The organism is Microbacterium sp. GW821-FHT01D02 (genome assembly GCF_059422585.1).
This window is the reverse complement of the sequence record NZ_JBWKXB010000002.1, coordinates 777,248-802,203: the sequence shown is the minus strand read 5'-3', so window position 1 is coordinate 802,203 and position 24,956 is coordinate 777,248. Positions and strand designations below refer to the sequence as shown.

General features: G+C 70.1%; 17 protein-coding genes. 9 read left to right on the top strand and 8 right to left on the bottom strand.

Features of this window, described 5'->3' with window-relative positions; genetic code table 11:
* Positions 1–97 precede the first annotated feature (97 nt).
* Both AC07VM_RS12585 and AC07VM_RS12580 read left to right on the top strand, forming a co-directional pair.
* Positions 98–4,276: an HtaA domain-containing protein gene (locus tag AC07VM_RS12585; RefSeq protein WP_494911504.1), complete on the top strand. Its 4,179-nt coding sequence runs from the start codon at positions 98–100 to the stop codon at positions 4,274–4,276.
* Between the two features lie 112 nt (positions 4,277–4,388).
* Positions 4,389–4,706 carry a potassium transporter Trk gene (locus AC07VM_RS12580; RefSeq protein WP_494911503.1) on the top strand — a complete coding sequence of 106 codons (318 nt, stop codon included), beginning with the start codon at positions 4,389–4,391 and terminating at the stop codon, positions 4,704–4,706.
* A gap of 3 nt (positions 4,707–4,709) precedes the next feature.
* Here AC07VM_RS12580 and AC07VM_RS12575 read toward each other — a convergent pair whose 3' ends face one another.
* On the bottom strand, positions 4,710–5,315 hold the full coding sequence (locus AC07VM_RS12575) for a zinc-binding alcohol dehydrogenase (protein ID WP_267417065.1): 606 nt from the start codon (positions 5,313–5,315) through the stop codon (positions 4,710–4,712).
* An 86-nt stretch (positions 5,316–5,401) separates the two neighbouring features.
* Here AC07VM_RS12575 and purM point away from each other — a divergent pair, with 86 nt between their 5' ends.
* Genes purM through AC07VM_RS12560 form a run of 3 tightly spaced genes read left to right on the top strand, consistent with a single transcriptional unit; the run spans position 5,402 to position 9,306 of the window.
* Positions 5,402–6,517: a phosphoribosylformylglycinamidine cyclo-ligase gene (purM, locus tag AC07VM_RS12570; protein ID WP_267417066.1), complete on the top strand. Its 1,116-nt coding sequence runs from the start codon at positions 5,402–5,404 to the stop codon at positions 6,515–6,517.
* A gap of 6 nt (positions 6,518–6,523) precedes the next feature.
* A complete protein-coding gene (purF, locus tag AC07VM_RS12565; RefSeq protein ID WP_494911501.1) occupies positions 6,524–7,996 on the top strand; it encodes an amidophosphoribosyltransferase in 1,473 nt (490 codons plus the stop codon).
* Positions 7,993–9,306, top strand: a complete 1,314-nt coding sequence (locus AC07VM_RS12560) for an MFS transporter (protein ID WP_267417070.1) — start codon at positions 7,993–7,995, stop codon at positions 9,304–9,306. Before purF ends, AC07VM_RS12560 begins: the two co-directional genes overlap by 4 nt.
* 50 nt (positions 9,307–9,356) lie before the next feature.
* Here the strand turns inward: AC07VM_RS12560 and AC07VM_RS12555 are convergent, their stop codons facing one another.
* The 3 genes from AC07VM_RS12555 to AC07VM_RS12545 all read right to left on the bottom strand — a co-directional run bounded on the left by AC07VM_RS12555 (position 9,357) and on the right by AC07VM_RS12545 (position 11,131).
* Positions 9,357–9,869, bottom strand: coding sequence for a COG4315 family predicted lipoprotein (locus AC07VM_RS12555; RefSeq protein WP_494911499.1), 513 nt, complete (start codon positions 9,867–9,869; stop codon positions 9,357–9,359).
* A 66-nt stretch (positions 9,870–9,935) separates the two neighbouring features.
* Entirely contained in the window at positions 9,936–10,628 is a 693-nt protein-coding gene (locus tag AC07VM_RS12550; protein ID WP_494911497.1) for a zf-HC2 domain-containing protein, read from the bottom strand.
* Positions 10,625–11,131: a sigma-70 family RNA polymerase sigma factor gene (locus AC07VM_RS12545; RefSeq protein WP_494911495.1), complete on the bottom strand. Its 507-nt coding sequence runs from the start codon at positions 11,129–11,131 to the stop codon at positions 10,625–10,627. The genes AC07VM_RS12550 and AC07VM_RS12545 overlap by 4 nt, the downstream gene beginning before the upstream one ends.
* A 92-nt stretch (positions 11,132–11,223) precedes the next feature.
* Between AC07VM_RS12545 and AC07VM_RS12540 the strand changes: the two genes are divergently transcribed.
* On the top strand, positions 11,224–11,673 hold the full coding sequence (locus AC07VM_RS12540) for a DUF2231 domain-containing protein (RefSeq protein ID WP_494911494.1): 450 nt from the start codon (positions 11,224–11,226) through the stop codon (positions 11,671–11,673).
* A gap of 3 nt (positions 11,674–11,676) precedes the next feature.
* On the opposite strand, the gene AC07VM_RS12535 is transcribed toward AC07VM_RS12540, so the two are convergent.
* Positions 11,677–12,711, bottom strand: coding sequence for a LacI family DNA-binding transcriptional regulator (locus tag AC07VM_RS12535; protein WP_494911493.1), 1,035 nt, complete (start codon positions 12,709–12,711; stop codon positions 11,677–11,679).
* 94 nt (positions 12,712–12,805) lie between these two features.
* On the opposite strand from AC07VM_RS12535, the gene AC07VM_RS12530 reads away from it, so the two are divergent.
* Positions 12,806–14,626, top strand: a complete 1,821-nt coding sequence (locus AC07VM_RS12530; RefSeq protein WP_494911492.1) for a glycoside hydrolase family 35 protein — start codon at positions 12,806–12,808, stop codon at positions 14,624–14,626.
* A 229-nt stretch (positions 14,627–14,855) separates the two neighbouring features.
* Positions 14,856–20,042: an endo-alpha-N-acetylgalactosaminidase family protein gene (locus AC07VM_RS12525; RefSeq protein WP_494911490.1), complete on the top strand. Its 5,187-nt coding sequence runs from the start codon at positions 14,856–14,858 to the stop codon at positions 20,040–20,042.
* A gap of 496 nt (positions 20,043–20,538) precedes the next feature.
* On the opposite strand, the gene AC07VM_RS12520 is transcribed toward AC07VM_RS12525, so the two are convergent.
* From AC07VM_RS12520 to AC07VM_RS12510, 3 genes are all read right to left on the bottom strand, one after another.
* Complete coding sequence (locus AC07VM_RS12520; protein WP_267417080.1) at positions 20,539–21,459, bottom strand: carbohydrate ABC transporter permease; 921 nt, start codon at positions 21,457–21,459, stop codon at positions 20,539–20,541.
* Positions 21,456–22,433 carry a carbohydrate ABC transporter permease gene (locus tag AC07VM_RS12515; protein ID WP_494911489.1) on the bottom strand — a complete coding sequence of 326 codons (978 nt, stop codon included), beginning with the start codon at positions 22,431–22,433 and terminating at the stop codon, positions 21,456–21,458. Before AC07VM_RS12515 ends, AC07VM_RS12520 begins: the two co-directional genes overlap by 4 nt.
* Positions 22,434–22,523: 90 nt before the next feature.
* Complete coding sequence (locus tag AC07VM_RS12510) at positions 22,524–23,846, bottom strand: ABC transporter substrate-binding protein (RefSeq protein ID WP_494911488.1); 1,323 nt, start codon at positions 23,844–23,846, stop codon at positions 22,524–22,526.
* A gap of 233 nt (positions 23,847–24,079) precedes the next feature.
* Between AC07VM_RS12510 and AC07VM_RS12505 the strand changes: the two genes are divergently transcribed.
* Complete coding sequence (locus AC07VM_RS12505) at positions 24,080–24,904, top strand: sugar phosphate isomerase/epimerase family protein (RefSeq protein ID WP_494911486.1); 825 nt, start codon at positions 24,080–24,082, stop codon at positions 24,902–24,904.
* Positions 24,905–24,956 lie beyond the last annotated feature (52 nt).

Below are 24,956 nucleotides of genomic sequence, written 5' to 3'. Positions count from 1 at the left end.
GCGGCACCGCCGGCACGCGTGCTCTTCAGCGTGCCCGGAGCCGTGGAGAATCGTGAACGCCACAGCCACAGCATCCACAGGGGGCGCACGCATACGCGTGCTGCTCGCCGCCTTCGTCTCCTTCCTCCTCATCGCCGCCGGTGCGGTGATCGTCCCGCCCGCGCACGCCGCGGGCGCCTCGATCGCGACCACCGTCGCCTCCGCCGGGGCATCCGGCGTGAGCGTGCAGGTGCAGGCGAACGGGCTGCCCGATGTCGAGGGCGCGTACGCGGCTCTCATCGTGAAGGGCACCGAGTCCGGACTCAGCGGCAACGGCGGCTACGCGGCATTCGTGATGCCGACGGTCGCCGGAGGGGCGAGCACGTTCACCCTCGACGCGCAGGCCGGCTCGCTGGACAGGACGAAGGCGTACGAGGTTCTGGTCTGGCAGAAGCACTCGAACCCGAGCGAGACCACGATCTACGGCCGCGGCGACGTCGCCGTGTCGGCCGGTCAGTGGGATGCCGTGTTCGGACCGCTCCCGACCGAACCGGGCGAGACGGACCCCGGCACCGACCCCGGCGAGACCGACCCCGGCACGGACCCGGGCGAGACCGATCCCGGAACCGACCCGGGTGAGACCGATCCCGGAACCGACCCGGGTGAGACCGATCCCGGCACGGACCCGGGTGAGACCACCCCGACCACCCCGTCGATCGCGGTGTTCCTGGCCGACGGCACCACGCCCGCGGCTGGCTCCGCTCTCAAGGCCGGCGACAAGGTCGTCGTGAAGGGCTCGGGTTACGACCCGGCGGCGAACCTCGGGACCGAGGGCCGCGGCGTGCCGATCCCGAAGCATCTGCCGCAGGGCACGTATGTCGTGTTCGGCAACTTCGCCTCGGCGTGGCAGCCGTCCACCGGTGCCGCATCGGCGACCCGCTCCGTCGGATCGCAGGTCTGGGCGCTCTCCGAGGGCGTGCTGAACCAGGTTCCCGCGCAGTACCAGGGCGCGATCCGCTCGCAGTGGGTCGACATCGCCGCGGACGGCACGTTCCAGGCGACCCTCACCCTGAAGGATGCCGCCGCGGCCCCGGGCGCGTACGGCGTCTACACGTACGCGGCCGGCGGTGTGGTCAACGCCGCCCAGGAGCGCAGCGTCGCCCTGAACTACACCGAGACCGCTGTCGCCTCCGCGGCCGTGAAGTCCGCGACCGCGAAGGACGGGCTCACCGTCACCGCTTCCGGTTCGAAGCTGGGTGCCATCACGGGCGCGTACGTCGCGGTGATCGAGAAGGGCACCGAGGCGGACGTGACCGGCAGCGGCGGGTTCCTCGCGATGCAGTACGTGCGACCGATCTCCGGGGGCGCGTTCAGCGTCGACCTGACGGCTGCGGCCGACAAGCTCGACCGCACGAAGGCCTACGAGGTCATCGTGTGGAAGCAGCACACGAACCCCGACGCGAGCACGATCTACGCCCGTTCGACGATCACCATCACCGACGCGCAGTGGGAGACCCTGCAGCCCGCGCCGCTCACCCCGTCGATCGACGTGTTCCTGGCCGACGGCACGACCCCGGCCGGAGCGACGGCTCTCAAGGCCGGCGACAAGGTCGTCGTGAAGGGCTCGGGCTACGACCCCACGGCCAATGTCGGCGGACGCGGGGTTCCGATCCCGAAGGACCTCCCGCAGGGCACGTATGTCGTCTTCGGCAACTTCGCCTCGGCATGGCAGCCGTCCACCGGTGCCGCGTCGTCGACCCGGTCGGTGGCGGCGCAGGTGTGGGCGCTCTCCGAGGGCGTGCTGAACCAGGTTCCCGCGCAGTATCAGGGTGCGATCCGCTCGCAGTGGGTCGACATCGCCGCGGACGGCACGTTCCAGGCGACTCTCACCCTGAAGGACGCGGCCGCGGCCCCGGGTGCCTACGGCGTCTACACCTACGCGGCCGGCGGTGTGGTCAACGCCGCGCAGGAGCGCAGCGTCACCCTGAACTACGGCAACGCCGCGGGCCTCACGGCCACGGTGAAGGCGGCGACGGCGAAGGACGGTCTGACCGTCACGGCGGAGGCGTCGAAGCTCGGCGCGATCACCGGTGCGTACGCCGCCCTGATCGAGAAGGGCACCGAGGCGGACGTGACCGCCGGCGGCGGCTTCCTCGCGATGCAGTACGTGCAGAAGATCACCGACGGCGCGTTCAGCGTCGACCTGACGGCTGCGGCCGACAAGCTCGACCGCACGAAGTCGTACGAGGTGATCGTGTGGAAGCAGCACACGATGCCCGCCGCGGACACCATCTACGCCCGTTCGACCGTGCCGGTCAGCGAAGAGCAGTGGAACGCGATCCTCCCGGAGGGTCCGGCGCTCGGGGCGACCGTGAAGACGGCGACGGCGAAGGACGGTCTGACCGTCACGGCGGCGGCCTCGAAGCTCGGTGACATCCCCGGCGCGTACGTCGCGCTGATCGAGAAGGGCACCGAGGGGGAGGTGACCGCCGGTGGCGGGTTCCTCGCGATGCAGTACGTGCAGAAGGTCACCTTCGGCGCCTTCGCGGTCGACCTCACGGCGGCGGCGAAGAACCTCGACCGCACGAAGTCGTACGAGGTGATCGTGTGGAAGCAGCACACGACGCCGGACGCCGACACCATCTACGCCCGTGGCGACGTGACGATCACGGACGCCCAGTGGCGCGCGCTGTTCGGCGAGAAGCCCACGGACCCGAAGCCGCCGACGAAGCCGACGACCCCGCCGGCGAGCGTTCCCGGTGGCTCCCTCCGCTGGGCGATCTCCTCCTCGTTCGTGAACTACGTCACGGGCGGCATCGCGCAGGGATCGATCGCGGTCTCCGACGGGGCGACCCGATCGGGCGGACAGTTCCAGTTCGGACAGACGGTCGGCGGCGACTACGACCGGGCGACCGGCCTGGGCAGCGTCGTGTACCGCGGGTCGGTGCGGTTCACCGGACACCACGGTGTGCTCGACGTCACGGTCTCGAACCCGCAGATCCGCATCAACTCGACGGGCGCCGCGACCCTGTACGTGACGAGCGGCGGCGCCCAGGTGCCGTTCGCGACGCTCGACCTCTCGCGGTCCGCGCGCATCACGGCCAACGGCGCGGTGACGTACACCGCCGCTCCCGCGTCGCTGACGGCCGCCGGACGCGACAGGGTCCTGGCGGGCTACTCGACCGATCTCAACCCGGTCACGTTCACGATCGGCTCCGTCGCGGCGGCACCGGCCGGGACGACGGGCACGGTGGCTGCGGCCGTCGTGAAGCCCAAGACGACCCTGCCGGCCACCCCGCCGGCATCCGAGGGCATCGACATCGACGCGGACAACCTCGCGGCGCTCGAGTCCGGGCAGTCGGCGACGATCTCCGCCCCGGGCTTCCAGGCCGGCGAGGAGGGCATCAAGGTCGTCGTGTACTCGACGCCCGTGCTGCTCGGAACCGTGACCGCGGACTCCGCGGGTGTCGCGACCTGGTCGGGAACGCTCCCCGCGGGCCTCGAGGACGGCGCGCACACGCTGACCCTGCAGGGATCGGTCGACCGCGGTCTGACGTTCACGCTGAACCGCGCGCAGACTCTGATCGGGGCCTGCACGGTGGAGGGCGCCACGCTCAAGTGGGGCTATAAGGAGTCGTTCCGCACCTACATCGAGGGCATCGCGAAGGGCGGCTGGACGCTGACCGACGTGGCCTACGAGTACCCGGACTACGTGTGGGAGAACGGCACCGGATCGTTCGACGACAAGGCCCTCACCGGCCTCGTCTCCTTCGGCGGGAGCATCACGTTCACGGGCCATGACGGTGCGCTGAACACGACCCTCGCGAATGCCGGCGTCGAGCTCGCCGGCGACAAGGGCTACCTCGTGTTCGACGTGACCGGCACCACGCAGGGCGGCGAGAGCATCGACCAGAAGGGTGTCCGCCTCGCGGAGTTCGCCCTCGGAGACGCCGCGGTCGTCGACGGGAAGCTCACGCTCGACGCGATCCCGGCCACGTTGACCGACGCGGGAGCGGCCGCGTTCGGCACCTACGCCGCCGGCGAGGCGCTCGACCCGGTCACGGCGGTCATCCCGGTGAACGCCGACTGCGGCGTCGCCGAGGAGAAGCCGGATGCCGAGCCGGAGGTCGCCGCGGCGGTCACCGCCGAGACCGAGCCGGCGGAGTCCGAGGGTGCGCCGGTGTGGCCGTGGATCGTGGGCGGGCTGGTGGTCGTGGCGCTCGTGGCGACCGGCGGCGTGCTGATCGCGCGTCGCAACCGGAAGGACGAGACGGCCGAGACGACGACCGAGGTCTGAGTCGAGGCACATGACGAACGGCCCTTCCCGCGGCGGACGCGGGAAGGGCCGTTCCTCGTCCGCCGTCCGGACCCCGGTGCACGGCACCGCCCGGCGGTGGGACAATGGAGGCATGGCCCCCACCGATTCCCACCAGACCGTCGAAGCGACCGTGCGCCGTGTGCCGCGGTACGGCGTGCTCATGGGCATCGGCGTCGTGGTCGGCGTCATCGCGGCCGGCATCCTCACCTGGATCGGCAGCTACGAGGAGTCCCAGGCGCTCGACGTCGTCTACCCTCCCGGACAGGTCTTCGGCTTCCTGCTGCTGTGGACCGTGCCGATCGGCCTCGCCCTCGGCGGCGTCGTCGGGCTCATCCTCGAGCGGATCGCGCGCCGGCACGACCGCGTCGTGCGGGTCGACCGCGAGACCGTCGTCGACGACGAGGACTGACCGCTACGCCAGCTCGGCGATCACCGGACGGATCGCGGCGTCGAACGCCACGACATCGCGGCGGAGGCCGTCGGTCACCGCGACCGTGAGCGCCCCGATCCACCAGATGCCGCGCTGCGAGAACGGCAGCACCTGCACGTTCAGCTCGAACGAATGCGCGCGGCGGCCGACCTCCCGCTCGAACTCGGCGATCGCGCTGGCGTAGGCGCGATACGCGTCGCCGCCGGTGTGACTCTTCATCGAGCTCACGTAGCGGTCGTGCGCGGCGTGGGCGTAGAGCAGGGCGGATGTCGCCTGCGGGGCGATGGCCGCGGCGAGCTCTTCCGCCCCGGTCGCCGGCAGGGCCACGAGCGTGTCGAACCCGTCGATGAGCTCCAGCGGGACGTCGGAGGGATGCGCCCGCGGCTCGACCGTCATGTCCCAGTACTCGCGCCACTGCGCCTCGACAGCGGGGGAGGCGTCCGTCGCATCCGGCGCTCGCACGGCCAGCTCCCGCAGCGAGGGGAGATCCTCCGGAGCGCGGATCCCGAGACGCTGCCGCAGCGCGAGCGCGACGAGCACCGGAACGCTCGCGTCTTCGCGGATGAGCCACTGGGGCTTGTCGGCCATGGCCCCATCGTAGGCGGCTCGGGGCCCCGGATCCGAGGACCGTCTTCGCGGAGAGTCGGGGCGACTCTGGGCGGTAGGCTGGAGGCGTGGCTGCCTCCCCCACCAATCCCTATTCCGAAGCCGGCGTCGACACCGCTGCAGGTGATCTCGCCGTCGAGCTGATGAAGTCTTCCGTGCGCGCGACGCACGGACCCGAAGTGCTCGGAGGTGTCGGCGGCTTCGCCGGCCTCTTCGACGCCAGCGCGCTGCGCGACTTCCGTCGTCCGCTGCTCGCGACCAGCACCGACGGCGTCGGCACCAAGGTCGCGATCGCGCAGGCGATCGACAAGCACGACACGATCGGCCAGGATCTGGTCGGCATGGTCGTCGACGACATCGTCGTGGTGGGCGCGAAGCCGCTCTTCATGACCGACTACATCGCGTGCGGCAAGGTCGTCCCCGAGCGCATCGCCGACATCGTGCGCGGCATCGCCCAGGCGTGCTCGGCCACCGGCACCGCGCTGGTCGGGGGCGAGACCGCGGAGCACCCGGGTCTGCTCGGCCCGCGCGACTACGACGTGGCCGGTGCCGCGACCGGTGTGGTCGAGGCCGACGCCATCCTCGGTGCAGAGCTCGTGCAGGACGGTGACGCGGTGATCGCGGTCTCCTCCAGCGGGCTGCACTCCAACGGCTACTCCCTCGTGCGTCACATCGTGACCCGCGCCGGCATCGGGTACGGCGACAACGCCGCCGACTTCGGCACGACCTGGGGCGAGGCCCTCCTCGAGCCGACGCGCCTCTACACGCTTCCGCTGCTGCGTCTGATCGACCAGCTCGGCGGCGGTGTGCACTCGCTCAGCCACGTCACCGGCGGAGGCATCGCGGCGAACCTCGCCCGCGTGCTCCCGCAGGGCAGCTGGGTCGACGTCGACCGCAGCACCTGGTCGCCCAGTCCGGTCTTCCGCGTGCTCAGCGACATCGCCGGTTCCACGCTGGAGTCCGCCGAGGGCACCTGGAACCTCGGCATCGGCTTCCTCGCCGTGGTCGCCGCGGAGAAGAAGGATGCCGCGATCGCGGCACTGAACGCCGAGGGCATGCCCTCGTGGCAGGTCGGGACCGTCGGCTTCGGGCCGCGTCCGGCCGGCGAATTCGAGCAGGGCGCCAAGGGCGTCGACGGTGGAGCGGTGCGCCTGGTCGGCGCCTACGCGGACGGAGCGAAGTAAGAGCCCATGTGCGGCATCGTCGGAATGGTGGGCTCTGCCCCGGTCAATCAGGACATCTACGACGCACTCCTGCTGCTGCAGCATCGCGGCCAGGATGCGACGGGCATCGCCACCGCTGAGGCGAACGGCGTCATGCACAACGCCAAGGCGCAGGGCATGGTGCGCGAGGCGTTCCGGACTCGCGACATGCGGGCGCTGCTCGGCAACGTGGGTCTCGGTCACGTGCGGTACGCCACGAAGGGCACCGCTTCGAACGAGGAGGAGATGCAGCCGTTCTACGTGAACGCGCCCTACGGCATCATCCTCATCCACAACGGCAACCTCACCAACACGCGTGAGCTCACGGCCGACATGGCCAAGCGCGACCGTCGCCATCTCAACTCCTCGAGCGACACCGAGCTGCTGCTCAACGTGCTCGCCGGCGAGCTGCAGAACACGACCTCGACCGTCGACCTCGACCCCGAGCGGGTCTTCGAGGCCGTGGCCCGCACGCATGAGCGCATCGAGGGCGCCTACGCCGTGATCGCGGTCATCGCCGGCTACGGACTGCTCGCCTTCCGCGACCCGTTCGGCATCCGCCCGCTGATCCTCGGTCGTCGCCCGTCCACGGTGCCCGGAGCCGAGGGTCGCGACGAGTGGGTCGTCGCGAGCGAGTCGCTCGTGCTCGAGAACGGCGACTACGAGGTCGTGCGCGAGGTCGAGCCCGGCGAGGCCATCTTCATCACCAACGACGGAGAGCTGCACTCCAAGCAGTGCGCCACGGCGGCGACGCTCGCGCCCTGCGCGTTCGAGTACGTCTACCTCGCCCGCCCCGACTCGGTCATGAACGGCATCTCGGTGTACGAGTCGCGCCTGCGCATGGGCGACCGTCTCGCCGACACGATCGCCAAGCACGTGCCGATGGACAAGATCGACGTGGTCATGCCGATCCCGGACTCGTCGCGCCCCGCCGCGATGGAGGTCGCCCGCAAGCTCGGCATCGAGTACCGCGAGGGCTTCTACAAGAACCGCTACGTCGGCCGCACCTTCATCATGCCGGGGCAGGCCGTGCGCAAGAAGAGCGTTCGTCAGAAGCTCAACGCCATGTCGACCGAGTTCCAGGGCAAGAACGTGCTCCTGATCGACGACTCGATCGTGCGCGGCACGACCTCCAAGGAGATCATCCAGATGGCGCGGGATGCCGGCGCCGCCTCGGTGACCTTCGCCTCCGCGGCCCCGCCCGTGCGGCACCCGCACGTCTACGGCATCAACATGCCGTCGCGCCACGAGCTGATCGCCCACGGCCGGACGATCCCCGAGATCGCCGAGGAGCTCGGCTGCGACCACCTGGTCTACCAGGAGGTCGAAGACCTCAAGGCCGCGATCATCGAGGGATCGGTGCTCACCGATCTCGACATGAGCTGCTTCGACGGCCGGTACGTGACCGGCACCGTCTCGGATGAGTACCTCGCCTGGGTGGAGGGGTCGCAGACCTCATGACGATGCCGAGCGCACGACCGCTGTGGCACGGTCGGGCTCTCGCACTCGTCGGGATCGTCCTGGTGGCGTTCTCGCTGCGGTCGGCGGTCGCCTCCCTGTCGCCGGTCATCGACCACGTCGCCGAGGACTTCCCGGTGTCGCCGGTCGTGGTCGGTCTGATCGGTGCCGCACCGCCCATCTGCTTCGCGCTGTTCGGCCTGCTCACCCCGCTGTTCGAGCGCCGCTTCGGGCTGGAGCGGATGGCGGTCGCCGCGATCACATTGATGGCCCTCGGCCTGCTGCTGCGCGGCTTCGCGGTGGATTCGACCAGTCTGCTGGCCGCGACCGTGGTCGTGTTCGCGGGCGTCGGATCGGGCAACGTGCTGCTCCCGCCGCTCGTGAAGAAGTACTTCCCCGATCGGCTCGGGGTCATGATGACCATCTACTCGACGACGATGGCGGTCTCGACCTTCCTCCCGCCGCTCGTCGCCGTGCCGGTGGCCGACTCGCTCGGCTGGCGCGTGTCGCTCGGGATGTGGGGCATCGTCGCGGGCATCGCGCTGGTCCCGTGGGTGGCGATGCTGCTGAAGAACGGCTCGCGAGCGGGCGAGCCGATGAAGACCGAGCTCCTCGTCCCCGATCCGACCGACGGCGTCAACGACATGCAGGACGCGGTGGCCGTCGCGACCGGCCCCATCTCGACCACGCCGGCGAACCGCCGGTACTTCGCCCGGCTGTGGCGGCTGCCTCTCGCCTGGGCGCTCGCCGTCGTCTTCGGGGCGTCGTCGACCATGGCCTACGTCTCCTTCGCCTGGATGCCGACCATGCTCGTCGACATCGGCGGCGTGACCCCGGCGACGGCGGGCTTCCTGCTCTCGCTGTTCGCGCTGATCGGTCTGCCGTGCTCGCTGCTCGTGCCGATCCTCGTCGTGCGCTTCCAGGCGACCCGTCCGCTCTTCTTCGTGGCGGTCGGTGGCGGACTGGTCGGTCTCGCCGGGCTGCTGCTCGCGCCGACCGTCGCGCTGCCCCTGTGGGTGAGCATCTTCGGTCTCACGGCCATCATGTTCCCGCTGAGCCTGGTGCTGCTCAGCATCCGGGCCCGCACACCCGAGAGCGCCGTCGCGCTGAGCGGATTCGTGCAGAGCATCGGCTATGCCATCGCCGCGACCTTCCCCCTGCTGATCGGACTCCTGCACGAGACGACCGCGGGGTGGCAGGTGCCGCTCCTCGTCATCGCGGGTGTGCTGATTGTCGCGATCCCCGCCGGCATCGTCGCTGGTCGGCGCCGCACGGTCGAGGACGAGTGGGAGCACCGGCACGGTCGCTGGTGAGTCCGCGAGGCGAGCCCGCGATCGCATGACCCCGCCGGTGCCCCGTCGTCTCAGTCGGCCATGCGTTCCCCGGCAGGGGAGAGCACCCACCAGATGCCGCCGACACCCTGCCCGTTGACGTCGCCGGCCGCGGCGTCGCCCGCGAAGTAGTAGAGCGGCCAGCCGTTGAGGGTGACCTGCTGGGAGCCGTCCGCCGTGGTGATGGTGCCGACCTCGCCGGTCACGCCCTGCGCCGCGGGCGCGTCGCCCTCGGTGGTCAGCGGCGGCCAGTTGGTGAGGCACTCGCCGGTGCAGGAGCTCTCGCCCGAGCCCTGCGTGTCGGTGTCGAACATGTAGAGCGTCTTCCCGTCGGCGTCGACGACGATCTTGCCGAGCGTCGAGTCGGCGACCATCAGCGTGGTGGCGCCGGATGCCGCGCTCTCACTGGGCGCGCTGGACTCGGACGACTGTCCGTAGGCCCCGCCCGAGCCGCCGGAGCCTCCGCCGGGCGATGAGCATCCGGCGACGGCGAACGTCAGGAGCAGGGCGGCGACCGCCGCGGTCTTCGAGACTCTCGAGAGCATGGTGAAACCTCCTGTGCAGGACCGCGGGTGCGGTCAGGGGGTACACGACAGGCGGCGGTGAAAGGTTCAGGGCGCGTCGACGGATGACCGCATGAGCACCTCGCCGGAGTCGACCGAGCGGATCTCGACCGTGGAGATGTCCGACGCCGGGAGCTCGGTACCGGCGCTCAGGCGCGCGGTGGTGCCCGGATGCGCCCGCCACGTCGACAGCACGCTCTCGGTGCCGTCCTGCGCCACCACGACCAGCGCGTACGCCCAGCCGTCCGCCGGAGCATGACCTCCGGCGCCGTATGCGCACGTCATGTCGATCCGGGTGCCCCAGGCGACGTCGGTGAGGCCGACGGTGGCGGTGAGCGGGGCGTCGATCAGCTGTTCCAGGGCGACCGTCGTCGTCGGCGGACGGAGCTGGGCCGACACGAGCGGCACGGCCACGACGGCGACGACGATCGCCGCAGCGGCCGCGGTACCGGCGACCCACGCCCGACGGCGGCGGCGGGCGCGCTCGGCGGCGAGGGAGAGCACGTGCGCGCGGTGCTCGGGTGCCGGAGCCTCGGCATCCGTCGCCCGCAGGAGCGATTCCGCCCGCTCGGGTGCCACCCGGGAGAGGAGGCCCGGCATCGGCGCCACCTCCGCGATGGCGGCACGGCACTCGGCGCACTGCGAGAGGTGCGCTTCGAACTCGGCGCGGTCGGCGGCGCTGAGGGCTCCGAGGACGTACGCGGCATCCCACTCGGCGTATCGCGTGTGGTCGGCGTTCATCGCGTCACTCCCTTCTCCTGCAGTCCGAGTCGCAGCGCGCGGAGGCCGTAGTGCAGCCTCGACTTGACGGTCCCCTCGGGGACCGTCAGCTCCGCGGAGATCTCGGCGACCGTGAGGCCCCGGTAGTACGCGCGGATGACGACGTCTCGGTGGGCTTCGGAGAGCGCCGCGAGCGCCTCCTCGATCAGGATCGCGTCGAAGATCGCGTCGGTGGCGTCGCGCACGGCGGACTCCGGCGGCTCGTCCATCGCGACCTCCCGGCGATGGTGGGCGCTCCGCGCCTCGTCGACGACCAGATGCCGGGCGACCGTGTACATCCAGGAACGCGTGGACTCCGGATCGTCGGCGAGGATGCGCGGGGTCCGCCAGGCACGCAGCAGGGTCTCCTGGACGACGTCATCCGCTCCCGCCCGATCTCCGGTGAGGTGCACGACGTAGCGCCAGATCGGCGCCGCATGCGCGTCGTAGAGCGCGCCGAGACGTGCCGCGTCATCCCTCGGCATCCGCCACCTCCTTCGGTTCCTCTCCGGAGACACGAGACAGGCGGGCGGAAGGTTCATCTGAACCCTCGACGCGTCGATCCCGTGTCCTGAGTATGGACCTCTTCGAGATCGCCGGGCTCCCCCTGCATCCGCTCATCGTGCACGCGGTGGTCATCCTCGTGCCGCTCACGGCGCTGGCGTTGATCCTGGGCGCGTTCCTCCCCGCGGCGCGGAAGAGGCTCGGCATCGTGACGCCGCTCGCCGCCCTCGTGGTGCTCGTGCTCGTGCCCATCACCATGCTCGCGGGTGAGGCCCTGGCGGAGCGGGTCGGTCCGGTGCCGGCGGTGGTCCATCACGCCGACCTCGGTCGACTGCTGTGGCCGTGGACGCTCGCGATGTTCCTGGTCGCGGCGGCGCAGTGGTGCTGGTACCGATTCGGCGAGGGGCCGCGCCGGGCGGCGCGGTGGATCGTCGCCGTGCTCGCGGTCGTCAGCGGCGTGGGCAGCACGGTGATGGTCGTGCTGATCGGCGAGGCCGGTGCCCGGGCGGTCTGGGGCGGATGAGGGCTAGCGCGCCGAGCGCGGCGGTGCGGTGGACGAGCGCACGATGAGCTGCGGATCGGTCGACGGCACCTCCCCGACGGCCTCCTGTCCCTCGATCTGGGCGATGAGACGGAGTGCGGCCGCACGGCCCATGGCCTCGAACGGCTGCCGGACGGTCGTGAGTGCGGGGGAGGCGTAGGCGGCGAGAGCGATGTCGTCGACGCTCACCACGGAGACGTCCTCGGGAACACTGCGCCCGGCCTCGTGCAGCGCGCGGATCAGTCCGAACGCCATCTCGTCGCTGCTGACGAACACGGCCGTCGCCTCGGGGATCGCCGCGATGGTGCGACCGGCGCGGTAGCCGGACTCGGGGGTCCAGTCGGCGGGGATCACCGGCGGGGGGACGATGCCCCGGTCGCGGAGCGTCTGCTCCCACGCCTCGCTGCGCTGCTGCGTCTCGGTCCAGTACTCGTCGCCCGAGACGTGCCACACGGTCGGGTGCCCGAGGTCGAGGAGGTGCTCGACGGCGAGACGGGCGATCGCGCGCTGATCCACGGCGAGCGGCGCGTCCTCGTCGAGGGAGGTGCGCTCGCTGCGGGTCGCAGGCGTGCGCTCGGTGCGCGCGCGCATCGCCGGGCTCTCGAGCTCGACCGGGACGCCGAGGATGATGCCCTCCGCCCCCTGACGTTCGAGTCGGTCGAAGGCCTCCAGGAAGGCCTCGACGGACGCGTGGTCGGCGACCGCGGCCGTCGACACGGTGTAGCCGTTCGCAGCGGCCGCCTGCTGGATGCCGACGCCGAGGGCCGCCGACGAGTACCGGTCGGTGGAGACGACGATCACGCCCAGCACCCGGGTGCGCCCGGAGGCGAGCGACGCGGCGGCGGCGTGCACGCGGTAGCCGAGCTCCTCCACGGCCGCGAGGACGCGCCGGGCGGTGTCGGGGCGCACGTTGTCCTGCCCGGACATGACGCGGGAGACGGTCTGCGTGGAGACACCGGCTAGCTGGGCGACGTCGACCTGGCTGGGGGCGCGGTCGTCTCTCGGGCGGCGAGGTGACATGTGGTCAATGGTAGCGATCAATCGGCGGAAAACCAGGAGGCGGCGAGAAGTGTGATGCGATAATGTGAACGCAAACACTCGTGCTTGGAGCGCTATGCCTGACCTTCTCGCCTCGGCTCTCGACGGCTCTTCCGCCGCTACCGGAGCCCCGGCCGCCGCGTCGTCGATCGGCGCGCCCACCCTGATCTGGCGCGACGGAGAGATCCTTCGCGACGGCGTCTCCCACCGCATCCTCGCGGGGTCGATCCACTACTTCCGGGTGCATCCCGACCAGTGGGAGGATCGCCTCCGTCGACTCGCCGCGATGGGCGCGAACACGGTCGACACATATGTCGCGTGGAACTTCCACGAGCGCGTCGAGGGCGACGTGCGCTTCGACGGATGGCGCGACATCGAGCGCTTCGTCCGTCTCGCCGGCGACATCGGTCTGGACGTGTTCCTCCGACCCAGCCCCTACATCTGCGCCGAGTGGTCCAACGGCGGCCTCCCGTCCTGGCTCTCCGGCCGGGTCGCGGCGCTGCGCACCAGCGACCCCGACTTCCTCGCGGCGGTCGACGCCTGGTACGACGAGCTGATCCCCCGACTCGTCCCGCTGCAGGCCTCCCACGGCGGACCGATCGTCGCGATCCAGATCGAGAACGAGTACGGCTCCTTCGGGAGTGACGCCGCCTACCTCGCGCACCTGCGGGAGGGTCTCCGTCGCCGCGGGATGGTCGAGATGCTCACGACCGCCGACGGCATCACCGGCGACATGATCGAGCACGGCAGCGTTCCCGGCGCGATGGCCACCTTCACCTTCGGGACCGGGGTCGCGAGGGCCGTGGAGCTGCGCCGCGAGGGCGACGCGCTGATGTGCAGCGAACTCTGGGGCGGCTGGTTCGACCACTGGGGTGAGCGCCACCACGTGCGCTCCGCCGCGAGCACCGGGGGCACGATCGCGGAACTGCTGGCGGCGGGCGGGTCGGTGAGCCTCTACATGGCGCACGGAGGGACGAACTTCGGTCTCTGGAACGGCGCGAACCACGACCAGGTGCTGCAGCCGACGGTCACCAGCTACGACTCGGATGCACCGATCGGCGAGGACGGAACGCTCAACGAGAAGTTCCACGCGCTCCGCGCCCTGTTCGCGCCCTTCCATGCCGCCGAGCTTCCGGCTGTTCCCGCTGCTCCGCGGCGGCAGGGTGCGGCGACCGCGCCTCTCGAGCCTCGGGCCGCTCTGCTGGAGCTGATCGCGACCCTTCCCGTGACCGGCGACGTCTCGCCGAGGCCGCGCACGTTCGAGGCGCTCGGCGCCGAAGACGGCCTGGTCGCCTACGAGGCGGACGTGTCGTTCCCCGCCGACGCGATGCTCACGATCGACGGACTGCACGACCGCGCCGTCGTGTTCCTCGACCGGCAGAAGCTCGGGGTCCTGGAGCGGGACGGCGAGACGTCGCTGGCGCTGCCGGTCGACGGTGGAGCGGGTCGACTCACGATCGTCGTCGAGAGCCTCGGGCGCATCAACTACGGCCCGTACACCGGCGAGGGCAAGGGCATCATGCGCGGCGTGATGATCGGACGTCGACTGGTCAACGGATGGACGCATCGCCTCGTGCCGCAGGATGCTCCCGTGCCGGTTCCGGGTGGGTCCGCGGATGCCTCCGACGGCGTCGCCGTCGCCTCCTTCGGCATCGCGGAACCGCTCGACGCCTGGCTCGCCTTCCCCGGCGGGTCGAAGGGGATGGTCTGGCTGAACGGCTTCCTCCTCGGCCGGTACTGGAAGGTCGGGCCGCAGGAGACGCTCTACGCGCCGGCGCCGCTGTGGAGGGTCGGCCGCAACGAGATCGTGGTCCTCGACACCGATCGCCTCGGGTCGACCGTCGAGATCCGCGAGGAGCCGTCCTTCGGCGACACCGAGGAGTTCATCGGCTCCTGATCCGGAGCGTACAGAGAGCCGTCCCGCATGTGTGTGCGGGGCGGCTCTCGTCGTCTGTGCGTGGGCGACTTTCGGCCAATGTTTGCGCTCGCGCGCCGATAGTGCTTGATATATCGTCCTCGTTCCTCATATTGTGATAGCGCAAACATCGCCGGAGATCGTCGATGATCACCTGCGACGCATCGGGGCGTCAGTGCTCCCGGGCGTCGCTCCGACCGAGAGGCAAGACGTGTCGAAACCCTCCCGACCGCCCCGCGCTGCCGTCGCCCTCAGCTCCGTGCTGGCGACGGCGCTCGCATTCGGCGGCATGCTCGCCCAGGTGCCATCCGCCCAGGCCGCGGATCTGATCCCGGTGCCCAAGACCGACTACCGCCTGCACGCGGTGTCGAGCGAGTCGGACCCCTATCCGGCTCCTCCGTCTCTCGACGGCACGGCCCTCGGGGCGTTCGACGGCGACTTCGCGACCCAGTGGACGTCGCGGTACGCGGCCAGCGCCCCGTTCCCGCACTGGATCGTCGTGGATCTGCAGCGGTCGCTTTCGGTGAAGGCCCTCGACTACTCGGTGAAGAGAGGGCAGGGAGTCGCCGCCAAGACCGTCGAGGTGTATGTGACGGACGACGCCGATGTCGCGCGGAACTCTCCCGCTGACGGCGGGTGGGGTGCGGCCGCGGGAACGGCGACGTTGCACGCGCCGACCGCGAACGACGAGAAGCAGCGCATCACGCTCGACACCGCGAAGGATGGTCGCTACGTGGCCCTGCTCGTGATCGACGCGCAGGGGACCACCGGCGGCGGGGCCGGCGAGATCGAGGTCCTCTCCGACGAGCAGCTGCCTCCCATCGTCACCGAGCCCGAGGTTCCCGACACCGACGAGACCGTCGAGATCGCCGACGGCGGCACGACCGCCGTCGTCTCGACGGAGTTCCCCCGCATCGCGGCGTATCGCCTCGGGAGCGAGAGCATCGGCGGTCAGCGCACCTCGGCGAAGACCTGGTCGGTGAACGGGGCCACCTACGCGTCGGAGACCACGTCGACGGCTTCGGCCACCGGCGTGGACTACGTGTCGAAGCTGACCGGGATCGACGTCACCGTGCGCAGCAGCATCCGCGTCGCGAAAGACGGAACCATCGGGTTCGAGGTCACGGCCGTCGACGGAACCGCGACCGTGACCACGCTCGGTCTCCCGGACAACGCCTTCCTCTCGGCGAGCGCCGCGGATGCCGGGTCGGCACTCGACCGCACCGTGATCAGCCCCGACAGCACGAAGAACGCCGACGAGCACATCGCCGTGAACGCGTCGACGGCGACCGGACAGAAGGGGGCGGCCTTCGCCTTCCTCGGCAACGGCGCGCTCGTCGGCAGCGTGATCACCAACGCGACGACCCAGGCATCCGGGGGCACCGCCTCCTGGAACACGCGCCTGACCACGCGGGTGACCGAGGCGGCGGGACGCACGGCGGAGATCGGTTCCAGCGCGTGGCTGATCCATCCGACCACCGCCGTGGACAGCCGGGTGACCACGTACGCCCTGCCGAAGGTCACGGTTCTCCTCGCCGCCGATCGGAACGGCGACGACTCGGTCGACTGGCAGGACGCGGCGATCCGGTACCGCGAAGTCGACACCCCGCGTCTCGGCGCCGATCGGGTGGCCGAGCGCGTGGTCAGCCGTATCCCCTTCAACTTCGCCTCCAGCGCCACGAACTACTTCGACCTGGTGCTCGACAACACCAAGCGGATCGCGAACCAGACCGACGGTCTCGGACAGTGGGTGCTCAACAAGGGCTACGGCAGCGAGGGCCACGACTCGGCGAACACCGACTACGGCGGGAACTACAACGAGCGCGCCGGCGGCCTCTCCGACCTCAACAACCTCGTCGACGAGGGCGCGAAGCTCAACGCCGACATGAGCGTGCACGTCAACGCCACGGAGATGTACCCGCAGGCGAACGCGTTCGACTCCGCGATCATCGACGGTGCCGCCCCCTACAAGCCGGGGTGGAACTGGCTCGACCAGTCGTACTACATCAACCAGCAGGCCGACCTCGGCACCGGGCGGGTGCTCGATCGCTTCCAGCAGCTGCGCGACGAGGTGCCCGGCCTCAGCGGCGTCTACATCGACGTGTACTACTCCAACGGCTGGGTCGCCGAGGAGCTCGCGGACGAGCTGAACGGCATGGACCTCGAGGTCGCGACCGAGTGGGGCGACAAGTTCGTCGACAGCACGGTCTGGTCGCACTGGCCGAACGACCTGGCGTACGGCGGCAAGGACAACAAGGGCATCAACTCCACCATGGTGCGCTTCATCCAGAACGGGCAGGCCGATGTCTGGAACGACGACGCCCTGCTCGGACAGCAGCGGCTGATCGACGCCGAGGGCTGGGTCGGCAACCGCAACTGGGACGGCTTCGTCGACAACATCTGGAAGCAGAGCCTGCCCACCAAGTTCCTCCAGCACTTCGACCTGCTCACGTACCGGGCAGGCGCCGAAGCGACGCTGACGGATGACGTGGCGGTGCGCATGGACGGGAGCACCAGAGTCGTCACGATGGACGGGGCGACGGTGCTGCGCGGCGACTCGTACCTGCTGCCGTGGCAGTCGCTGGAATCGAATGAGGACTCCGGCTCGCCGGTCGACGCCGACAAGATGTACTTCTACTCCGCAACGGGAGGCGAGAAGACGTTCGGTCTCACCGACGCCTTCCGCGGCAACACCGCCTTCGACGTCTTCGAGCTCGGTGACCAGGGGCGCGTCAAGGTCGGCACGGCCGACGCGACCGGCGGCGACCTCACGCTCAGCGGCGACAAGGGCACGGCCTATGTCGTGGTGCCGCAGGGCGGCGCCCAGCGCGCAGCCGTCGAGTACCACGACGCCGGCCTCGACGACCCGGGGTTCAACTCCGGTTCGCTCGATGTGTGGAACCCCCGGGGCGATGTGACGATCGAGCGCACCGACCTCGGCAGCGCGAAGAACGAATCGCGCGGCGACAACATCGCCGTGTTCGGTGCAGCCGCGTCGTCGATCTCCCAGCGGGTGACCGGGCTGGAGCCGGGCGAGCGATACGCCTTCTCCGCACAGGTGCAGATCGATCCGACCGCGACCCGCGACGTGAGCGTCTCGGTCGACACCGGCTCAGGTGCCGCCACCCGCACGTGGAACCTCTCCCCGACGTACAACTACATGCGCGCCGATTCCAAGGCGGGCCAGTACTACCAGCGCGGTTCGACCTCGTTCCTGGCTCCGGCATCGGGCGAGGTCACCGTGTCGATCGGTGCGGTCGCGGGGGAGGCGAAGGTCCGCATCGACAACGCCCGTGTCATGGCCGACACCACGACGCCGTCCGCGGCCGGCACGGTGTACTCGAACGACTTCGAGGGCGACGAGGCGGGCTGGGGGCCGTTCGTGAAGGGTGACGCCAACGGCATCGACGACCCGCGCACGAGCATCTCCCGTCGTCACGACCCGTACGCGAGCAGTAACTGGCGCAACACCGCCAAGCCGTTCGATGCGGGGCCGCTGGCCGGGCTCGCGGTGGACACGACGCTGACCGGCGACCACTCGCTCATGTCGCACTCCGAGAACAACGGGGTCGTCTACCGCACCGATCCGACGCTCGTCCCGCTGCAGGCCGGGCACTCCTACCGCATCGGCTTCGACTACCAGGTCGGCGCGAGCGGGGCGTACCGCTGGCTCACCGGGACGGATGCCGTTGCGGGTGGCAAGGTCACCTCGACCACGCTCAGCCGCACCGGGATCACGCAGGCGCTGGAGACGGCCGAGTTCTCGCAGGACGTGATCGTCGGTTGCGGCGACTACACCTGGGTCGGACTCGAGCGGGTCGGCGGACCGGACGTGGACTTCGTGTTGGACGACTTCACCGTCACCGACCTCGGCCCCACGACCGGCGGCACGCCCTGCGCGACCGTCTCCGGCGAAGCAGGCGTCCTGAGCCCGGGTGCGCAGACCGCGTTCACGACCACCTTCACCAACAGCGAGTCCCTCGCCGTCGAGAACATCGGCGTGCAGCTCGAGGTGCCGGAGGGGTATGTGGTCGAGGTCGCCGACGGCTCGTCGAACCTGTTCGCTGAGGTCGCGGCCGGTGACAGCGTGAAGACCACCTGGCTGGTCACCGCGCCCGCGGCGGCCGCCGGCTCGACCGTCGGGATCGGGATCGCCGCGACGTACCTCGCGGACTGCGATGTGCGCACGGTCACCACGACGCAGGAGGTGTCGGTGTCGAAGCGAGCCCGCATCCCCAACGCGCAGATCTCCGCAGCGGCGAGCTCCGAGGAGACGTCGGGCGAAGACGGCGCGGCCGCGAACATGCTCGACGGCAACGCCGGCACGTTCTGGCACAGCCGGTGGAGTTCGGCCGCCACGTCGTATCCGCACGTGCTGACGTTCGACCTCGGTGCGGCCGAGCAGGTCGACGGCATCTCGTACCTGCGCCGCGGCGCCAACCAGAACGGGCCGATCAAGGGATACGAGGTCGCGGTGTCGACCGACGGACAGGCGTACACACCCGTCGCCTCGGGCGAGTGGAAGAACGTCGCCGAGTGGCAGGACGTGGACTTCGCGGAGACCACGGCTCGCTACATCCGGGTCACCGCCACGTCGTCGATCTCGGGCACGCAGTTCGCCGCCGTCGCCGAGATGGCCGTGTACGGCTCGTCGGCAGCGCGGGGCGGGCATGCCGCCGAGAAGCGTCCGGCCGATGACCTGAGCGCATGCAACCCGGAGATCGACCCGAAGCTCGGGCTCGATGCCGACTCGGTGCGCGCCGGGGAGACGGTGGGCATGGCGCTCACCGGCTTCGCGCCGCGATCGACCGTCTCGGTGTGGCTCGACGACGTCAAGCTGACGGATGCCGCGGTCGACGCGAAGGGTGCCTTGACCACACGTCTGCTGATCCCGGCGAACGCCTCGGTGGGGAAGCATCGCGTGATCGTGCAGGATGCGTCGAACGCCGAACTCGCCAGCGCACCGTTGAAGGTCAAGAAGGCGAAGCCGGGGAAGAAGGCGACCGTCACGGCATCCATCGGCTCGGTCGCCGCCGGGTCGAGCGTGACCGTGCAGCTGAGCGGATTCGAGCCTGACGCGCTGGTGCAGCTGTGGCTGCACTCCGAGCCGGTGCGCCTCGGTGAGGTGACCGTCTCGGCCGACGGCGATGCCGTGGCGACCGTCACGATCCCGGCGGCGACGCCGGCGGGTGCGCATGCGCTCGTCGCGACGGACGCCCTGGGCGTCGAGCTGGCGAGGGGCGACCTCGCGGTCACGGCGGCGCCCGGGACCGGGAGCGGGGGAGACCTCGCGACGACCGGCGTCGACGGAGCCGTCTGGGCAGGGGCGGCGCTCGCGGCCCTGGCCGCGATGGGCCTCGGCCTGACCCTGTGGATGCGGAGACGCCGCCACAGCTGACCCGCTGACGCAGAACGGCCCGGAGGATCCTCCTCCGGGCCGTTCCGCGTCCCCCGCCCCACCCGCGTCCCCCGCGCTGCTGTCGAGTGCACGGGACCTCGCCGAGTGCACGGGTTGTCTCCGTGTGCGTGCCGTGCACTCGTCGACACCCCGTGCACTCGCGGAGCTTCGTGCCCGGAGCTTCGTGCGCCCGGGCTCCGGTGGCGCGGGGTATGCCCGTGAGGCTGCCGGGCGTCTTCACTGTCGTCGAGAGCACGACACCTCGGCGAACGCACGGCTGGTCCCCGTGATTGTCCCGTGCACTCGCGGACACCCCGTGCACTCGCGGAGCCTCGGGCCCAGAGCCCCGTGCGCTCATGCCCAGAGCCCCGTGCGCTCGCGGACACCCCGTGCACTCGCGGACGCCCCGCACGCAGACGTCCGCCCTCGGCGGAGTGCCGAGGGCGGACGCGGGGCCGGCGGGGGCCGGCGGGTGTGGGGTGGGAGGAGGAGCGGGTCAGCCCTTCACGGCGCCGGCGGCGAGGCCGGAGCGCCAGTACTTCTGCAGGGCGAAGAACAGCAGAACGAGCGGGATAACCCCGAGCAGGGCACCGAGCATCACCGCGCCCTTGTCCGGGGCGAAGTAGCTCACCATGCCGTAGAGCCCGAGGGTCACGGGCTTCAGATCCTGACTCGAGATCATCATGAGCGGGAGCAGGAAGTTGTTCCACGTCGCCACGAAGATGAACAGGAAGATGGTCACCATCGCGGGACCCAGCAGGCGCATCACGATCGTGAAGAAGATGCGGGCCTCGCCGGCTCCGTCGATGCGGGCGGCCTCGAGCAGCTCGGTCGGGACGGATGACTGCGCGTAGACCATGCCGAGGAAGACGCCGAACGGCGATACCGCCGAGGGGATGATGATCGCCCAGACGGTGTTCGTCAGTCCGAGGGCCTGGAACTCGATGTACAGCGGGACGGTCAGCAGTGCCACGGGGAGCAGGAGGCCGGCCATGATGACGCCCACCGCGATGCGCTTGCCGGGGAAGGCGAATTTCGCGATCGCGTAGCCCGCCATCACGGCGAACAGGGTGCCGATGACGCCGGCGCTCACGGAGTACAGCATCGAGTTGCCGACCCACCGCCAGAACAGCCCCTGGGTCCAGTTCATCAGGCTGTCGTAGTTGGTGTCGAGGTTCCAGCCGGCGAACCAGAAGCCGAAGGTCGAGGTGAGATCGGTGTTGTTCTTCGTCGAGGCGACGATGAGCCAGTACACCGGCACCAGGAAGTACAGCGTCGCGACGACGAGCGCGATGATGCCGAACGCACGCGTGACCGGGGTCGGGGCGATCGAGGGCGGCGGAGCATCCGCGTCGGGCGTCCGGCGGGGGCGTCGACGTGTCGATGCCTCGGTGGTGATGAGGCGCGTGGTGGTCATGCGTCGCCCTTCCGGCGCTGCAGCAGCGCGTACACGATCGCGAGCACACCCGCGATCAGAGCCATGAGCAGGGAGTAGGCGGATGCCGGGCCGCTGCCGGACGGCGAGATCTCGCCCATCATCGTGTTGTAGGTGAGCATCATGGGCGTGAAGTCCTTGCCCATCCACGAGTTCGCTGCCTGCAGCACCACCGGCTCGTTGAAGAGCTGGATCGTGCCGATGATCGACAGCAGCACCGCGAGGAGAGCGGCGCCCCGCACCAGCGGCACCTTGATCCGCATCGAGATCTGGAAGCCGGATGCTCCGTCGAGGCGCGCCGCCTCGTAGAGGTCGCGCGGAACCGCCTGCAGCGCCGACAGGAAGATGAGCATGTTGTAGCCCGTGTAGGTCCACGTGGTCATGTTCGCCATCGAGAAGAGGATCGTGCCCGGTGCCATGAAGTCGGTGCCCTCGGGGAGGAACGGGAGGAAGGGCGAGACCTCCGGCGTGTAGAGGTAGAGCCACATCATCGCCGCGATGATGCCGGGGACGGCATACGGCAGGAAGAAGGAGAGTCGGAACAGCGTGGGGCGGCGCACGATGAACGAGTCGAGAAGCAGGGCGAGTCCGAGGGCGACGAGGATCATCACGGGGATCTGCAGGGCGGCATAGAGGACGACGCGTCCCATGCCGGTCCAGAAGGCGCCGTTCGTCGCGGCGGTGACGAAGTTCTCAAGCCCGACGAACGTGTCGACGAGTTCTCCGCCGCCGTACAGTCCGTCGCCGGAGGGGACCTGAGCGAAGAACGACGATCGGATCGACACGATGATCGGCACCAGGAAGACCAGGACGAAGAGCACGGCGAACGGCGTCATGAACAGCCAGCCGGTGAGGCCCTCGCGTCGGGTGCCGAACCGGCGTCTGCGGGTCGGATCCGCGGGGATGCGCGGGGCCGGCGCCGGTGCCGTGCCTCGCGTCTCGGTCACTGTGACCATGGTGTCGCCTCTCGCTGTCAAGACGACGGCGGAGTGCACGATTGCGCGTGCACTCCGCCGTCGATCATCTGATGATGTCCGCTCGTCGACTCACTTCGCGACCGGCAGGCCGAGGTCCTTCAGGGAGGCGACGGCCGTGTCCTGGGCGGTGGTGAAGATGTCGGCGACCTTCGCGGTGCCGGCGACCGCCGCGGCGGCGGTCTCGTTCATCTTCGACAGCGTCGAGAAGCCGGGAGCGTACGGGAAGTCCGGGTTGAGGTTCTCCGTCGCCGTCCCGAGCTCCGCGAGCACGTCCTGGCCGCCGAACTGGCGGAGCATCTTCTCGGGGGTCTTCACGTCGCCCTTGGCGGCGACGACGAGGCCCTGCGACGCGAGGTCGTCGACCTGGGTGTTGAACCAGTCGTTGAACTCCATGGCTTCGGCGGGGTGCTCGCAGCCCTTCATCACCGAGACACCCGAGCCGCCGTCGGGACCGCTCATGGCGCCGGCGCCGAAGTCGGCGAGCTGGGCGACGCGCCACTGGCCCTCGGCCGGAGTGCCGTCGAGCGAGTCGAGGAGGAATCCGGCCTCCCATGCCGCGCCGACATGGCCGATGAGGCTGCCGTCGTTGAGCGCGGCCGTGAAGCCCTCGCCCCAGCGCTCGGTCGCGAGGGTCTGCTTGCCGTCGAGGAGGCCCTGCCAGAATGCGGCGACGCGCTCGGAGCCTGCGCCCTCCGCGTCGACCTTCCACTCGTCGCCCGCCGTGCTGAACCAGGTGTCGCCGGCCGCAGCGGACTGAGCGGAGAGCCAGTTCTGCGCCTCGTCGGGCGTGAAGGCCGTCACGTACTTGCCGGCGGCGGCCGCCGTGGCGGAGTCGGCGGTCAGGTCGTCGAGGGTCTTCGGGGCGTCGAGGCCCAGCGCCGTGAACTCGGCCTCGTTGTAGAAGTAGACGAGGGGGCCGGTATCCTGCGGGAGGCCCACGATCGCGTCGCCCACCTTCATGCCGCTGAACGCTCCGGCCGAGAAGTCGTCCTCGTACTTCTTGGCCTCGTCCGCGACGTCCTGCAGCAGTCCCTTGACGAACAGCTGCGGCACCTCCGAGTAGCCGGTCTGTGCGAGGCAGGGTCCGTTGCCGGCCTTCACGTCGGTCTCGAGCTTGAGGATCATGTCGCTCGACTTGCCGTCGAACTTCGTCGCCTTCACCTGGATGTCGGGGTGGTCGGCGTTCCAGCGGTCGACGATCTCGGACGCGGGCGTCATCCCCTCGCCGTCGGGGAGACGGTGCAGGTACTCGATCGTGATGGGTTCGCCGTCGGTTCCGCTGGCACCGCTGCCACCGGAATCGTCGGATGAGCAGGCCGCGAGGCCGAAGGCCGACACCGCTCCCACCGCGACGATCGCGGCGGTGCGGGTGAAGCGAGGGGTGATTGCCATGCTGTTCTCCTCTTTGAGGTCATGTTCTGCGGATCGTCCAGCGGGGTCTGGTGCCGAGGCGCCGTCGATCACATGCACATCAAATCACAGAATGTTTGCGCTCACAACTGGGAAATGAGGTTCAAAACACTTCAATTCAACACCATTGAGGGAGCGCTGACATAGTCTGTTCCCCACGCGTCGACCACGGATCCGTGGCCGTGCCGCGATCGCCCGGAGAGGACCACCCGCCGATGCCGCTCCGTCCGCTCGTCCTGATGAACGACTGGGTCTCCCCGATGCTGCCGGGGGCGCTGATCGATGCCGCGCTCCGCGACGGATACGACGGTGTCGAGCTCTGGTGGCCGTCGGATGAGCCTGCCCGGCGTGAGCTCGGGGCGGCCGTCCGGGAGACGGGTGCGGCCGTCTCCGTGCTCGTCGGGAGTGCCGCAGTCGATCCGACCGGGCATCGCCGGGAGCTCGAGCTGCAGCTGGAGGGAGTCCGGGCCGCGGGCATCGACCCCCTGCACGTCACCCTGCATGCCGGACGGGATCACTGGAGCGGGCGAGAGCTCGACGCGCTCGCGGAATGGGTGGTGGGCGAGCGCGAGCGGACGAGGCTGGACATCCTCGTCGAGACGCATCGCGCGCGGATGCTGCCCACGGCGCATTCCTCGGCTCGACTGCTCGCGCGGCATCCGGGACTCCGTCTGACGCTCGATGCCTCGCACTGGGTCGTCTCCGCCGAGTCGCTGCTGCAGGATCAGACCGAGGCGGTCGCGCTGGCGATCAGCCGCACCGACCACATCCACGCGCGCTTCGGCCATCCGCAGTCTCCGCAGATCGACGAGCCGCGCGATCCTCGGTGGGCGCCGGCGGTCGAGGCGCACCTCGCGTGGTGGGACCGAGTCGTGGACCGGCAGCGGGAGGAGGGGCGACGACCCACGTTCCTCGCCGAGTTCGGACCGGCCGATTACGCGACGATCGATCCCCGGACAGGACGGTCCCTCGTCGATCCCGCCGAGCTCAACCGGTGGATCAAAGACCTGATCCGAGAGCGGTACGCCGACCGAGGATGACCACCCGACGCACCCGAACGGCTCTTCTCGACCTCCGTCCGGGCGCGACGAA